General features: G+C 63.6%; 11 protein-coding genes. 10 read left to right on the forward strand and 1 reads right to left on the reverse strand.

Features of this window, described 5'->3' with window-relative positions:
* Positions 1 to 11: 11 nt before the first annotated feature.
* Genes BMY91_RS10055 through BMY91_RS10100 form a run of 10 tightly spaced genes read left to right on the forward strand, consistent with a single transcriptional unit; the run spans position 12 to position 11,458 of the window.
* The gene (locus tag BMY91_RS10055; RefSeq protein WP_090821420.1) at positions 12 to 1,121 is read left to right on the forward strand and encodes a Gfo/Idh/MocA family protein; all 1,110 of its coding nucleotides are present in this window, start codon (positions 12 to 14) and stop codon (positions 1,119 to 1,121) included.
* Positions 1,118 to 2,137: an NAD-dependent epimerase/dehydratase family protein gene (locus BMY91_RS10060; RefSeq protein ID WP_090821421.1), complete on the forward strand. Its 1,020-nt coding sequence runs from the start codon at positions 1,118 to 1,120 to the stop codon at positions 2,135 to 2,137. The genes BMY91_RS10055 and BMY91_RS10060 overlap by 4 nt, the downstream gene beginning before the upstream one ends.
* Positions 2,134 to 3,300 carry a DegT/DnrJ/EryC1/StrS family aminotransferase gene (locus BMY91_RS10065; protein ID WP_090821422.1) on the forward strand — a complete coding sequence of 389 codons (1,167 nt, stop codon included), beginning with the start codon at positions 2,134 to 2,136 and terminating at the stop codon, positions 3,298 to 3,300. Before BMY91_RS10060 ends, BMY91_RS10065 begins: the two co-directional genes overlap by 4 nt.
* Entirely contained in the window at positions 3,297 to 3,959 is a 663-nt protein-coding gene (locus BMY91_RS10070; RefSeq protein ID WP_090821424.1) for an acetyltransferase, read from the forward strand. Before BMY91_RS10065 ends, BMY91_RS10070 begins: the two co-directional genes overlap by 4 nt.
* Positions 3,960 to 3,964: 5 nt before the next feature.
* Positions 3,965 to 5,029: a glycosyltransferase family 2 protein gene (locus BMY91_RS10075; protein WP_090821426.1), complete on the forward strand. Its 1,065-nt coding sequence runs from the start codon at positions 3,965 to 3,967 to the stop codon at positions 5,027 to 5,029.
* Positions 5,026 to 6,534, forward strand: coding sequence for an oligosaccharide flippase family protein (locus tag BMY91_RS10080; RefSeq protein ID WP_090821428.1), 1,509 nt, complete (start codon positions 5,026 to 5,028; stop codon positions 6,532 to 6,534). The genes BMY91_RS10075 and BMY91_RS10080 overlap by 4 nt, the downstream gene beginning before the upstream one ends.
* Positions 6,531 to 7,802 (forward strand): glycosyltransferase family protein, encoded by a 1,272-nt coding sequence (locus BMY91_RS10085; RefSeq protein ID WP_090821430.1) that lies wholly within the window; start codon positions 6,531 to 6,533, stop codon positions 7,800 to 7,802. The genes BMY91_RS10080 and BMY91_RS10085 overlap by 4 nt, the downstream gene beginning before the upstream one ends.
* The gene (locus tag BMY91_RS10090) at positions 7,799 to 9,259 is read left to right on the forward strand and encodes an O-antigen ligase family protein (RefSeq protein WP_090821432.1); all 1,461 of its coding nucleotides are present in this window, start codon (positions 7,799 to 7,801) and stop codon (positions 9,257 to 9,259) included. Before BMY91_RS10085 ends, BMY91_RS10090 begins: the two co-directional genes overlap by 4 nt.
* Positions 9,247 to 10,107, forward strand: a complete 861-nt coding sequence (locus BMY91_RS10095; protein WP_090821434.1) for a chain-length determining protein — start codon at positions 9,247 to 9,249, stop codon at positions 10,105 to 10,107. Before BMY91_RS10090 ends, BMY91_RS10095 begins: the two co-directional genes overlap by 13 nt.
* A 10-nt stretch (positions 10,108 to 10,117) precedes the next feature.
* Positions 10,118 to 11,458, forward strand: a complete 1,341-nt coding sequence (locus BMY91_RS10100) for a hypothetical protein (RefSeq protein WP_090821436.1) — start codon at positions 10,118 to 10,120, stop codon at positions 11,456 to 11,458.
* Here the strand turns inward: BMY91_RS10100 and BMY91_RS10105 are convergent, their stop codons facing one another.
* The gene (locus tag BMY91_RS10105) at positions 11,459 to 14,236 is read right to left on the reverse strand and encodes a WecB/TagA/CpsF family glycosyltransferase (RefSeq protein ID WP_090821438.1); all 2,778 of its coding nucleotides are present in this window, start codon (positions 14,234 to 14,236) and stop codon (positions 11,459 to 11,461) included.
* Positions 14,237 to 14,342: the final 106 nt, after the last annotated feature.

The raw sequence follows: 14,342 nt of genomic DNA on the forward strand, positions 1-14,342 counted from the left end.
TCGAGTGGGAAATGAGCATACGAACTATTCCATCAGGACAACTGAACGGCCACGAACTCCGGCCGAGACTTCGAATTGCCGTGGTCGGGGCGGGCTACTGGGGTCCCAACCTCGCCAGGAACTTGAAGGCGAGCCCCGATTGGGAACTGGTGGCCATTTGCGATCTGGACGTTGATCGCGGATTGAAGCTCGCCGAAACTGTTGGTGGGGTCCCCGTCGTCGAATCCTTGGACGAACTGTTGGACACCTACAACCTGGACGCTGTAGCCGTGGCCACACCGGCGCATACCCATCACGGAGTGGTGATGACTGCGCTGCGGGCCGGTAAGCATGTACTGGTGGAAAAGCCGCTCGCGGACAGCCGCGCCAAGGGCCTGGAAATGGTGGAAGAAGCCAAAGCCCGGGGGCTGGTCCTGATGGCCGACCACACCTACTGCTTCACGCCCGCCGTTCTAAAGATTCAAGAACTTGTAGCCAGCGGTGCCCTGGGCGACATCCTGTACGTCGATTCCGTGCGCATCAACCTGGGACTCGTCCAGCCCGACGTCAACGTCTTCTGGGACCTGGCCCCGCACGACCTTTCCATTCTTGACTTCGTCCTGCCCGGCGGCCTCCACCCCACGGAGATCGCGGCCCACGGAGCAGATCCCTTGGGAACAGGAAGGGACTGCGTGGGACACCTGACGTTCGGCCTGCCCAACGATGCCATGGTGCACATCCATGTGAACTGGCTCAGCCCCACCAAGATCCGGCAGATGATCATCGGAGGGTCAAAGAGGACCCTCGTGTGGGATGACCTGAACCCCCAGCAACGCCTCAGCGTCTACGACCGCGGTGTCAGTCTGGAACACCAGCCCAGGTCCGCGGCCGACAAGAAGAACTCCGCCATCTCCTACCGCCTCGGAGACACATGGTCGCCCGCCCTGCAGGAACGTGAGCCCTTGGGCCAGGTAGTGGCTGAACTCGCCTCGTCCATCCGGAACCACTCCATGCCGCGCACCAGCGGTGAATCCGGACTCAGGGTTCTGTCCGTGCTGGAAGCCGTAACCCAAAGTCTCAGCACGGACGGGCAGTCCACCGTGGTGGCCGGCAACGAGGTCAATCTCCAGGTTGCACGGTGAAAGAGCTGCTCGGCGCCAACGTGCTGGTCACAGGCGGTGCCGGAACCATCGGGTCAACCCTTGTTGACCACCTGCTCGACGGCGGCGCAGCCCACGTCGACGTCCTGGACAACCTTGTCCGTGGTCGCCGGGCGAACCTTGACAGCGCCTTGGCCAGTGAACGCGTCACGCTGGTGGAAGGCGATCTGCGGGACCGGGACCTGATCCACGACGTCACTGTCGGCAAGGACCTGGTTTTCCATCAGGCAGCCATCCGCATCACCCAGTGCGCCGAGGAACCGCGCCTGGCACTCGAAGTACTGGTGGATGGGACCTTCAACGTCCTCGAGGCCTCAGCGCAACACAACGTGGGAAAGCTCGTCACGGCGTCCAGCGCCTCCGTCTATGGGATGGCCGAGGAGTTCCCCACCAAGGAACGCCACCACCACCACAACAACGACACCTTCTATGGTGCGGCGAAGTCCTTCAACGAAGGAATGGCCAGGAGTTTCCGTGCCATGTCCGGGCTGAACTACGTGGCCCTTCGCTACTTCAACGTGTACGGACCCCGGATGGACGTCCATGGGCTGTACACCGAGGTGCTGGTCCGCTGGATGGAACGGATCGTCGATGGCCAGCCTCCGCTGATCTTCGGCAGTGGCCACCAAACCATGGACTTTGTCCACACCGCAGACGTAGCCCGGGCCAATGTCCTGGCCGCCGTCAGCGGCGTGCAGGAAGGGGCCTACAACGTGGCGAGCGGCACCGAGACCAGCTTGGCGGAGCTGGCGCACACGCTGCTGAGGGTCATGGAATCACCGCTGCACCTGGTGCACGGACCCGAACGGGCAGTCAACGGCGTTGCCCGGCGCTTGGCGGACGTGTCGGCGGCACGCAAGGACCTCGGCTTCGAAGCGGCAGTAGGTTTGGAAGATGGCCTGCGCTCGCTGGTGTCCTGGTGGCGGCCCTTGCGCCAGGAGATCGCTGCAGCGAGGACATCCGGCAGCCCTTCCGCCCCGGTAGTGGGTGCGCGATGACCACGTCCGAGACCCGCCTGGCACGCATCGATGTCATGAAGCCATGGCTTGGCGAAGAGGAAGCACACGCAGTTGCCGAGGTCATAGCTTCAGGGTGGGTTGCCCAAGGGCCTAAGGTCCGCCAGTTCGAGGAAGCTTTCGCACTGGCGCAACACGCAGGTTTCGCCGTGGCGACGTCCAGTTGCACCACCGCACTCCATCTTGCCCTCGCGGTTGCGGGCGTGGGACCCGGGGATGACGTGGTGGTGCCGTCCTTCTCCTTCATTGCCACCGCCAATGCCGTTACTTATACCGGAGCGCGGCCGGTCTTTGCTGACGTGGACCCAGTGACCGGGTGTGTCACCCGCCAGACCATCGAGGCCGCCCTCACTCCGGCCACCACGGCTGTCATTGCCGTAGATCAAGGAGGCGTCCCAGTTGACCTTGATCCGCTCCGCGCATTGTGCGACCCACGGGGCATCACCGTTGTGGAAGACGCTGCCTGCGCCATCGGTTCCCGGTATCACGGCATGCCTGTCGGGGCCGGCGCGGAGGTGGCCGCATGGTCTTTCCATCCCCGGAAAATCCTCACCACAGGTGAAGGCGGGATGCTCTCCACCTCACGCCAGGACTTTGCGGACAGGGCACGACGGCTCCGGGAACATGCCATGAGTGTCTCGGCCGCTGACCGCCATGCCAGCATTCTGTCACCGGCGGAGGAGTACCTCGAAGTAGGGTTCAACTACCGCATGACAGACCTTCAGGCCGCCGTCGGAATCGTTCAACTGGGCCGCCTCCACACTGCCGTCCAGCGTCGTCGGGAACTCGCCGCCACCTACGCGAACGCCCTTGCAGGTATTGACGGCCTTCGGCTGGTCGATGACCCGGCTTACGGCATCAGCAACTTCCAGTCGTGCTGGCTCGAAGTCGGCCCCGGGTTCGCCATGGGAAGGGATGCGCTCATGACCCACCTGGCCGAGGATGGAATCTCCGCACGGCGGGGCATCATGGCGGCGCACCGCCAACCGGCCTACGCCGGCAGGGACACCGGACAAGCGGACCTGAGCGTCACTGAAAGGCTGACGGACCACACCTTGATCCTTCCCCTTTACCACCAGCTCACCCTGAGCGACCAGGTCCGTGTCATCGATTCGGTACTTCGCGCGGCAGGACAGGGAAGATGAGCGAATTACTCCTCATAGCGGCCAGCGGACTCGCCCGGGAGGTACTTGCCATGGTCCGCAGCAGTGGCCCCTTCGACGTCATCGGGATTCTTGATGACGACGAGGACAAGCTTGGGCGGGTGGTGGACGGCGCCCACGTGCTGGGCCCTGTCCGGGACGCCCTCCGGTTTCCGCACGCGCTGTTGCTGGTCTGCATCGGATCCGGATCGGGCAGGGAGAGCGTTGTGATGAGGCTGCGCTCGCTGGGGCTGGACGAGGACCGCTACGCCACAGCCATTGATCCATCCGTCAACGTCCCGGAGGGCTGCGAGATCGGCCGGGGGAGTATCCTCCTGGCGCATGTGAGCATGACCGCTTCGGTGACCATCGGCAATCACGTGGTGGCCATGCCCGGGGTCACGTTTACCCATGACGACGTCATCAGTGATTTCGCGACGTTCGCCTCGGGAGTATCGCTGGGCGGGAACGTGCACATCGGCCGGGCCGCCTACATCGGGATGAACGCCAGCGTCCGCGAGCGCCGGACCATTGGCGCCAAGGCAACCATCGGCATGGGTGCGGCGGTCCTGAGCGACGTTCCCGACGACGAGACGTGGGCTGGCGTTCCTGCGCGCGTTATCAGGCGGGGCAGCGCTCCCGCACTGGAGGGGGTCCAGTGAAAGTAATGCGTCCGGTTCCTGTTACGGCGCCGCCCAGCGTGAGCGTGGTGGTTCCTTGCTACAACTATGGCCGGTACCTGCCCCAGGCTGTGCACAGTGCCTTGTCCCAGGAGGGCGTGGACGTCGAAGTGATCGTGGTTGATGATGCGTCCACGGACGGCAGCGCAGCTGTTGCTTGGCGTCTGGCTTCCGTAGATCCCCGCGTCACTGTGGTGCATCACGAGGTGAACCAGGGGCACATCGCCACCTACAACGACGGACTTTCCCGGGCCAGCGGCCGCTACGTGACATTGCTGTCCGCTGATGACTTGATCGCTCCGGGCGCCCTGGCCAGGGCGACAGCGCTGATGGAAGCACATCCGCATGTGGGGATGGTGTACGGCCTGCCCAAAGACTTCACGGATCAGCCCCCGCGGGTTGCTCCACGCGAGCGCACTATCTGGACGGTGTGGGGTGGCAGAAGTTGGATCGCGCTGGCTTGTGCCCGCGGACGAAACTTCATCCTGTCGCCCGAAGTGGTGATGCGCACTGAGGCCGTCCTCAGTGTTGGTGCGTACAGCGCCACACTGCCCCATTCCGGGGACTTGGAGTATTGGTTGCGTGCTGCAGCTTCCTGGGACGTGGGGCGGATCAACGGCCCGGTCCAGGCTTTCTACCGGGTCCACGGTGCGAACATGCACCAGACTGAGTTCGCAGCCGCAGTGGTTGACCTCCAACACCGGCTGGATGCCTTCCGGGTCCTTGAGGACCCCCGGTTCCCCTGCTCCCCGGAAAAGCGGGCCCAACAGTTGCAGCGGGCTAAGAGGGCGCTGAGCAAGGAAGCTGCCCGGCTCGGACGTCAAGAGCTCACACGCGGCGGAGCGATGGAAGCCGCAACTGAGCTGCGGAAGTTCATTGAGTGCCTTCATGACGTCCCGGGCAATATCCACCGGGCCAATGCCCTGCAGGCCCGGATTGCGCGTGCTTCCCGCGGCAAGAAGCCCGGCACCGGGCGATCGGCTGCGCAGTACGTACATACGCAGCTGGATCGGGTCCGTTGGCGCCTGTGGGCCATGACGGGGATATCATGACGACCGCCGGCGAACAGGGCCGTTCCCTGGGCAACCGTGCTGCGAGCGCCACTCTCTGGGGTGGGGTCAACATGGCCCTGGGCAGGATCGTGCAGTTCGCCACCACCATCATTGTGGCCCGGATGATTGCCCCTGAGCATTTTGGTGCGCTCGCGGTAGCCATTGTGGTCCAAACCATCGCCACGAACATGGCTGAGCTTGGGGCTACAGCCTCGCTGGCCCGGGGCAACGGCGACCCGGACAAGATCGCCCCAACCGTGTTTTCCATTGCCTTGGTCACCAGCGGCATCATGACTGCGGCAGCTGTCCTCTGGGCTCCGGCCCTGGCAGCGGCTTTCGACGACCCCGCGGCAACCCCCGTGATTCAGGTACTGTCACTGACCATCCTCCTGCAGGGCGTCGGCGCAGTACCCTCCACCATGGTGTGGCGCGAGTTCCTGCAAAAGCCGCGGGTCGTCGTCGATATTTGCAGCCTGATGACCGTACTTCTGCTCGTGGTTCCCATGGCCCTGGACGGATGGGGGGCCATGGCTTTTGCATGGTCCCGCGTCGGGGGGCAACTTGTGGCGATGGCCGGGTACTGGATCATCACACCGAAGCGGTACGCACCCGGTTTCGACCGTCACGCGGCCGCGGAAATACTGCGTCTGGGCATGCCGCTGGCGATGGCCAACCTCGTGGTCTTCGTCACGCTCAACGTGGACTACCTCCTGGTGGGACGGATGCTGGATCCGACGGCTCTGGGCTTGTACCTTCTCGCGTTCAACCTGGCCGGGCTGCCAAGTTCGGTCATAACGGCCGTTATCCGGGCCACGGCAGTTCCAACGTTCGGCAGGCTCTTCGCCGAAGGCACTCTGGGGCTCCTGGCGCCCAGATTTGTCAGCGGGGTCTCTTACTGTGCCTTTCCAATTTCTGCCTTGGTCGTAGCCCTGGCCCACCCGTTGATCGTGACCGCCTACGGAAGTCCGTGGGCCCCGGCCGGTATCGCATTGTCAACGCTGGGCGTCTTCGGCGCCACCCGGATCCTGGTGGAACTCTTCGCTGACCTCAGCGTCGGCGCAGGCCGTACCGGATGGCTTTTCTGGGTTCAGGTTGCTTGGCTCATCACCCTCACACCCGCCCTCTACCTCGGCATCACGTGGTGGGGGATTGCGGGAGCCGGCATCGCGCACGCCACAGTGGCGTGCCTAGTGGTGATTCCCCTCTATGTGAAGTCCCTGACCTCAGTACTGCACACCACTTCATGGCAGCTTCTTCGTGGAAGCCTCGCCCCGTTCGTGGCCGCCACACTGTCCGGCACGACAGCCTGGCTGGTTACCCGCGGCATGGAGAATACTGCCGCGGCCCTTGCCATCGGCGTCCTGCTTGGCTCAGCCCTCTACGGACTGCTGACGCTCCGACAGGGCAAACAGCTGCTGGCGGACGTCCGGGCGTTGCTCAAGGCCAAGGGAACCGTTCCCGCAACAACCCACGCTACGAGTCCTGAAAACGCGGTCCGGCCATGAAAGCGCCGATGCTGGTTACTGCCCGCCTGGTTGCCCGACGATTGCGCCGGGATGGGTGGAGGCCAGTGGCCCGGACCATCGCCGCCAGGGCAGCAGCCACAGCCATCGATACCTGGCACCTGGCAGAGCCCGGGCTTCCCCTTGCGGAGTCGGACATCTGCGATTCCAGGTCCCTGTTCCGGTCTTCACCGGCCCCGGTTCCGAACGGATCCCTCAAGGTGGGGTGGATCTGCACCCCACCATCACCCGGATCAGGGGGACACACCACCTTCTTCCGAATGGTGGAAGAAATGGAAGGACGGGGCCACCAGTGCACCCTGTTCCTCCATGACATCAATGACGACGACGTGCGCCGGCACGAGGAGACCATCCGAAGCTACTGGCCGGCGCTGCGTGCCGGGGTTCGCAGCGCCACATATGGGATGGAAGGGGTGGACGTCATGGTGGCAAGTTCCTGGCCCACGGCACATGTTGCCGCGAACAGGGCACCGGACGGCGTCCACCTCTTCTATTTCATCCAGGACTATGAGCCATACTTCTATCCGCATGGGTTTCTTTACGCCTTGGCCGAAGACAGCTACCGGCTGGGACTGAGCAACGTGGCGCTGGGGGAAATGATCGCCGAGGTCATGCGGACCGAGCTGGGCGAGCCTCCACAGGCTGTCATTCCTTTTGGCTGCGACACGGCAACGTACCGGCTCGTCAAACCCGCCGCGGGCAGTGGCCGTTCAGGAGTGGTGTACTACGCCAAGAAGAACGTGGACCGGCGAGGATACCTCCTGGCCAAGCTCGCCCTGGAACGTTTCCACACCCTCCACCCGCAACAGGAAATCCACATCTACGGAGACACCGTCACCGGATGGAAGATACCGGTCACCAACCACGGCAACCTCACCCCCGCCCAATTGAATGTGCTGTACAACCAAACCATCGCCGGCCTGGCTATCTCCTTTACCAATATCTCCCTGGTTCCTGGCGAACTTCTAGCAGCGGGAAACGTACCGGTCCTCAACGAGGCCGCCTTCGCATCGGGGCTGCTTACGGACCCCGACGCGGTGTGGGCCACCGCCACTCCAGCCGGACTGGCCACTGCGCTCGCAGAGGTGGTCAGTGCCCCGGACATCGGACTGCGTGCAGCAGCCATCGCTGGAAGACAGCGGTTGGATTGGACTGACTCCCGCCGGGCGTTCGCGGACTTCGTCGAATCCTCTTGTGCATCCGTGCCCGATGCTGCTCCCAGCGGTTCCCTGCAGGGAGGCCGCTCATGAGGCGCATCAAGAGGTATCTCGTCTTTCCGCCACCCCGGGAGATCCAGCTTCGCCACCTTGAAGGGACCACGGGTGACGCCGGAAACGTGGGCTTGCTGCTGAAGTTCGCGGCCTTCGGAGTGTTCTTCTTCCCGTCCAACATGATCATAAAACCCATCGGAGCTGTGGGAACGGTGCCTATCATGCTGGCTCTTCTGCTCTTGGCCTTCTGGCTGTCTTCAGCACTTTTTGGACTTCACAATCCGCTGAAGTCCAGTAATCCAGGACGCTTGGGGCTCGGCCTGCTGTGGGTAGGAACGTGCGCCTCCTACGTGGCGTTGTTCTCCGGCTTCACCGGGAATACCAATGTCTCAGCCCAGGCCGCGGCGGACCGCTGGCTGATCTTGATCCTTGCATGCGGTGGCATCGCCTTAGTGACCTGTGAGGCTGTCCGCACTCTCGATAACGCGATGTCACTGGTCCGTGCCATTCTTGCCGGGGCCTTCTTTTGTTGCGTGGTGGCCCTGATCCAGTTCCTCTTCCGGGTTAATCCGATGCTGTGGATCCAGGAGGCAATGCCGGGCTTCACAGACAATGGCGGCAACACTGCTTTTCAGGTACGTGGTCTCATGACACGGGTTGCGGGCAGCACCTTCCATTCCATTGAACTGGCCGTGGTGTGCGCCATGTTGCTGCCGTTGTCCATCTGGCGCGGATTGTATGACCGGACCGGCTACAAGTGGTTCCATTGGACCGGTACCGGGTTGCTGGTTGTTGCCATCGCTTCCACCGTGTCACGGTCCGGGGTCCTCGGGCTGTTCCTGGGCCTGGCAGTCTTCATCCCCTTCATGCCCCGGGCGGCGCGCCGCTGGGCTGTAGTGGCAGCCCCTGCGGCCATGGCAGCCCTGTTCGTCGGAATTCCCGGATTGGTAGGCACGCTGACCTCGTCCTTCACCGCAGGCAACAGCGACCCTTCGCTCACAACGCGGACCAACAACTACCCCCGCGTCGCCGAAATGTTCGGTGAACTGCCCTTCCTGGGACTGGGACCTGGAAACTACTTGCCGGACAACGCCCTGCACATCCTGGACAACCAATACCTCAACTCACTGGTCACCCTGGGCCTGGTGGGCTTCATCGGCATGGTGGCCTACCTGACCCTGCCGGCCATTTCATCGTTTATCGCCGCGCGCGCCTCCAGGCTTCCTGCCCTGCGCTGCCTGGCAGGAGCCGTGGCAGCCGGCGGGGCAGTGGCCGCAGGCTGCTCGTTGACATTCGACTCAATGGCCTTCCCTGTCTTTGCGCTGGCCTACCCTTTCATCGTTGGCCTCGGAGGAGGTACATGGATCATGATTCGCCGTGAAATCGAGCTACGGGAAACCAAAGCTCCAGAACACCACAGCAGCGGGCCGCCCCTGAACGGATTTACCCGCACACCTTCCACACCGAATGTCGAGGCGATCACATGGACCCGGTAGCAGTCATCAGAACGTTGTGGCACCACAAACTCATCGTGCTGCCAGTTTTGCTGGTCACGGCACTGGCAGCCGTTTACGTATACTCCTTCGCGCCCCGGTCCTATGAGGCCAAGGCAACCTACGCAATCGTCAACCCCAAAATCCCCACAGCTGCCGAGCTGGAGAAGAACCCCGGACTCAACTCCCTCAACTCGGACAACCCCTACCTGCGCTCCGCGGATTCCTCCCTGATCGCCCAAGTGGTAGGCACGCGCTTGAACGACGACACCACCGGAGACGCGCTCCTACGTGACGGACTCAGCACCGACTTCACTGTGCAGCGTCCGCCAGCCTCCTTCCTGATTGAGATCTCGGCCTCCTCGGAAAGCAAGGACAAGGCAGTAGCAACCGTCAAGGCCCTCGGAACACGGTTGGAAAAAGACCTGCTTGCCATTCAATCCATCAACGGAGCCAATGAGCGGTTCCTCTACACATCGCTGATGGTTGCCGCACCGGACAACGCCACGGAACAGTTCTCCAGCCGGCTCCGGTCACTGATCGTTGTGCTGGTGGCAGGGATCGTGCTCACCTTCGGGGCGGTCTCCATTGCAAGGGGCCTGGAGTCCTCAAGGGTGCGCGCCCGTTCAGCCGCACCAGCGGAGGAGCCGAACAAGAAGTCCCGGCGACGGCAGGAAAAAAACCGCGACGTTGACGAGCCACCCCTTGGCCATGACCTGGAAGAACTGACCATCCAGGACGTCCTCAAGCCAGCCGACGCGGACCCTTTCTTCACCGCCAACGGACCCCTGAGTGAATCCCTGCGGACCCGCAACGGCGGCAAGTCGCCCATCAAGGAAACATCTGCCTGAAAGGTAGTCCGTGAAACCAAGGACAGCCGGCATCCTGGGCGGAACAGTCCTGGCCAGCATCGTGGTTGCGGTTGCCGCTGCCAGCGGGGTTCCGCCTTTCATTGGTGCCAACGTGCCGGACAGCAAAGTAACCGGCACTACCGGGCCTACCGCATCCTATGACGGAGTCACGCTGAGGCCGGTGGACGGCGGCCCGGACTACTACGGCACCTTCAAGAACGGCCTGCCTGCCGACCCGGCATTCTTCCCCATCGCCGTATGGTTCGAAAGTGTCCTGGATCAGGGAAACATAGCCCTGGACACTGCAGCCGGCCTCAACACCTACGTGGAGCTGACGGCCAACTCCGATCTGCAATTGGTGCGCGCATCGGGCATGTACGCCATCCCCACCTTCGCATCCCCGGATGCCTCCGGCTTCGCACTCAGCGATGAAGTGGACATGTGGGCCGGGCCAGGCAGTACACCCTGGACGGGCAAGTACCCAGGAGAAGGTCCTCTCTGCACCCCTGAAGAGAGCAAATGTGGGTACACCGTGCAGAAAGAACGCCGGGCCGTATCACCCCAGGGAGCAATGCTGTACGCCAACTACGGCAAAGGGGTGGCCTTCTGGCTATCCGATGAGGAATCCGTGGAGTTCTTCAAAGGCATCCAGGACGTCGTATCAGCGGATACCTACTGGTTCACCGACCCCAGCATCTGCGCCAAAGGTGAAGGTGGCGCGATCATCGGCTATACCCGGGACCTCACCCCGGACGAATGCCGGCTGGCCGCAAATTACGGCTGGACCATTGAACGCATTCGAACCCTCCAAAAAGCCGGAAACACCACCCCCATCTGGGCTTTTGTGGAAGCCGGGCACCCGTTCAAAGACTCAGCCAACGCCACCACCATCACCGCCCCCCAGATCCGCGCAGCAGTCTGGAGCAGCCTGATCCACGGAGCCAGGGGAGTGATCTACTTCAACCACAACTTCGGGGGAGACTGCATCTCCCAGCACGTCCTCCGCGATTGCGGAGTGCAAGTCCGGCCAACGGTAACTGCACTCAACCAACAAATCACCGGGCTGGCACCAGTCCTCAACGGCCCCTTCCTTGACGGCGCCACCACAGCCACCGGGCCCGTGGACTTCACCACAAAACTCCACGACGGCAAGGTCTACATCTTCGCCGGGGCCAACAAGGCGACAGGCGGGCCGGCGACCTTTCACAGCAAGTGCGGCGGAAGCACCGCCGTCGTTCTTGACGAAGACCGGACCCTGCCGATCGTCGATGGCACCTTCACCGACACCTTCACCGACGGCAACGCCGTCCACCTCTACCGCATCGAAGGAGGCGGGAGCTGCGGCCTCTGACTAGCGGCTGCTTTCATCCCGCTCCCAGACGGGCGCCGGCTTCCGGCCCAGCAACGCACGACGGCGTCCGGCAACGGCGAAGGCAGCGTAGACAACGGCGTCAACTGCAGTCAGAGGCCCCCGTACGGACAACAACAGCTCCCGGAAGGTCCGCGACGTTGACTGCCCGCCGGCAAAGCCATCCTGCTGTGCATTCCCGCGGTACGTCCGCCGGAGGATGGCAAGCAAGGCCGCCCGTGTCCGTGGGGTCCTCACCACCACAGGCTCAGTTTTCAGAACAGACTTCTCCACCCCGCTGAACAGGCGATCAACGTAATAGTCATCCCCGGTCAGGTCAGGAAAGGCACCCAAACGGTCATGACCCTCCCTGCTCAGGGCGTAAGCCCCCGCCCCCCACAGCCCCCGGGCATTCGCCGGTACACGGCTCCGAGCCCTGTAATAAGACCGCACAAGCGGTGATGCGCCACGGGTGTCGTAAAAGAATGCCGGACGGGCTGCCAGCAACGGCCCCTCCTGGAGAGCCCCGAAAACGGCACCCAACGCATCCGCACTGACCTCTATGTCCGCGTCGAGGTAGAGCCGCGGCCAAAGGCTGGCCACCTGGTCAGCCGCGTTCAATGCCGCTGTCTTCGAAGCAGCCTCCACATGGAGGACACGCACCCCGGCGAAACGCGACGCAATGGACTCCGTACTGTCCGTGCAGCCATTGCAGGCAACAATGACCTCAACTGTGCCCCAAGCAATGACATCCCGAAGAGAATCGAGAGTCCTGGCAATAACAGCCGCCTCATTATGCGCCGGAATGATCACCGCTCCAGAAGGGGGAATCCCGCCACCCCCCACGGGAAAGGCCTGCCGAGTCGTCTTGGGCAGCCTGCCCCACCTCCGGCGATCAACCACCGCAAGCGCCGCCTCACGATGCCCCGGCCTATGCACCCGGGCGAGTTCCGAAACCAGCACCACCGCGGTGAATGCCCGCAACCGGGCACGCCCACAGTACTTCGCCGCATAGCGCACCCGGTTCACGGCCATCAACGCCGTCAATGCTGTTGAGGTCCCCGACCCCCCACGTTCATGCCACATGCGGGCCGACGGCTCAAACCAAATCCGACGGCCGGACTCCCGCACCCGCCGGCAATAGTCTGTCTCCTCCGAGTACAGGAAGAACTGCTCATCCCAGTCGCCCACCGCGCCGGCGGCCGCGGCACTGACCAACAGCGCAGCACCCGTAGCCCAATCAACCGGGTGCGCATGCCGGTAACTCTCCGGATCAAAGTCCATCTCCGACAACCAGCCCGGCCGTCCCTGCACCCGGCTACCCAGCGCCGCGTCACCCAGCGCTCGCAGAATGCCCGGCTCACGCCGCAGCGAGGGGTACACACTTCCGTCGTCATCCAGCAGGACGGGCACCACCATCCCTGCCCCGGACTCGGCCATCCTCCGGCGCATGGCCAACACCGCACCAGGCTCCACCCGGAGGTCAGGATTCAGGATCAGGTAGGCGTCAGCGGCGCCTGCTACCCGCATAGCGGCATTGATGCCGCCGGCATAGCCCAGGTTGCCCCCGGTAGGAACGGTGACCACGTCCGGATGTTGAGACAATGCGGCCAGGGTGCCCTGGTCCGGGGAGTTATCCGCAACCACCACCTTGATCGTCTGTCCTTCAGTTTCCGTCCGCAGGCTGGCCAGCAAAGGATCCACGTCATCGGCGTTGTTGTAGGTCACCACCACCACAGCGACGTCGGCACGGACGCCCACCGGGACGAACTGCCCCGAAGCACGGCTGGGCTCGTGCTCCGGGACGGCTGATGGGGTCGCTGGCGCTGCAGGGTGCACCATCGATTCAGGCGCCGTTGTGCTGCTCCTGCGCAAGGTGACGTAGGCCGTTGGCCCGTCCACCAGGTAACGCCGGGCCAATCTCTTCGGTTCGAGCATCAGCCGCCACGCCCACTCCAGCCCATGAGCACTCACCCAGACGGGAGCACGCCTTATGCGGCCTGCCAGAAAGTCCACCACAGCACCAAAGGCAAGCAGCACCTTTGCACCCGTCAGGGCCCCGTACTCCGCGATCCAGAGTTCTTGCCGGGGCTTACCCAAACCCACCACCAGGATGTCCGTGCCGCTCGCAGCGATAGTTGCCGCAAGTTGGGAGGATGCCTCCGGGTCGCTGAGGACGGGCCGCTCAGGCGCCCACCACCCAGTCACCACCAGCCCGGGGCGCTCCACAGCGAACCGTTCACGGGCAAGTTTCTGGGCCTCCGGTGAACCGCCCAGGAACCCCACCCGCAGCCCCCGAAGCCCGGCCAGGTCCAAGAGGGGTCCCACCAAATCGCTGCCCGCCAGGCGCGGCCAGGAACGGTCGGTAAGCCTCCGGGCTTCTGCAACCAGGGGCGCCCCATCCAGCAAAGTCAGCCACTCAACGGGTGCCCTCTGGTTCAGGGTTCCCTCCCAGCGGCCGCCGGCGCCGAAGTGCCGGATGTGATCGAGGTTGGCCGAGCATACACCCAACGGTCGCGCGTCAACGGCTGCTGCATGGTCCAGAATTTCCTGCAGCGCGTCGTCTTGGTTCATCAGTTTGACCGGCGCTCCGCCGAGCTCCACCCACCGATCTGTGAGCTGATTTGTGGGCTTGGCCGTGGTCTCATCAGCAGGTTGCACCGCGGGCGGCCGCCCGGGCCGCCCGTGGGGAGCCAGGAACAGTGCGGTGCCTTTGACGTTCAAGGCACGGGCACGGTGGGGGGCAACGTCTTTGCGGGGCGCGATCTTCGGCAGCAGCATCCGGGCTCTCCAGGATTCGGGATCAACTCAGGGCACAACAATTGAGGCCGGCGATCCAAGGCTGCTGCACTGCCTGGACCGCCGCGGACAGCGGACGCTGCCCGAC

It is taken from the genome of Arthrobacter sp. yr096 (genome assembly GCF_900108925.1).
Lineage (GTDB): Bacteria > Actinomycetota > Actinomycetes > Actinomycetales > Micrococcaceae > Arthrobacter.

What these genes read in the sequence shown, in the direction of transcription:
- BMY91_RS10065 (WP_090821422.1), top strand. Translation starts at nt 2,134, where the DNA reads ATGACCACGTCCGAGACCCGCCTGGCACGCATCGATGTCATGAAGCCA.
- BMY91_RS10085 (WP_090821430.1), top strand. Translation starts at nt 6,531, where the DNA reads ATGAAAGCGCCGATGCTGGTTACTGCCCGCCTGGTTGCCCGACGATTG.
- BMY91_RS10095 (WP_090821434.1), top strand. Translation starts at nt 9,247, where the DNA reads ATGGACCCGGTAGCAGTCATCAGAACGTTGTGGCACCACAAACTCATC.
- BMY91_RS10055 (WP_090821420.1), top strand. Translation starts at nt 12, where the DNA reads ATGAGCATACGAACTATTCCATCAGGACAACTGAACGGCCACGAACTC.
- BMY91_RS10080 (WP_090821428.1), top strand. Translation starts at nt 5,026, where the DNA reads ATGACGACCGCCGGCGAACAGGGCCGTTCCCTGGGCAACCGTGCTGCG.
- BMY91_RS10090 (WP_090821432.1), top strand. Translation starts at nt 7,799, where the DNA reads ATGAGGCGCATCAAGAGGTATCTCGTCTTTCCGCCACCCCGGGAGATC.
- BMY91_RS10070 (WP_090821424.1), top strand. Translation starts at nt 3,297, where the DNA reads ATGAGCGAATTACTCCTCATAGCGGCCAGCGGACTCGCCCGGGAGGTA.
- BMY91_RS10075 (WP_090821426.1), top strand. Translation starts at nt 3,965, where the DNA reads ATGCGTCCGGTTCCTGTTACGGCGCCGCCCAGCGTGAGCGTGGTGGTT.
- BMY91_RS10105 (WP_090821438.1), bottom strand. Translation starts at nt 14,236, where the DNA reads ATGCTGCTGCCGAAGATCGCGCCCCGCAAAGACGTTGCCCCCCACCGT.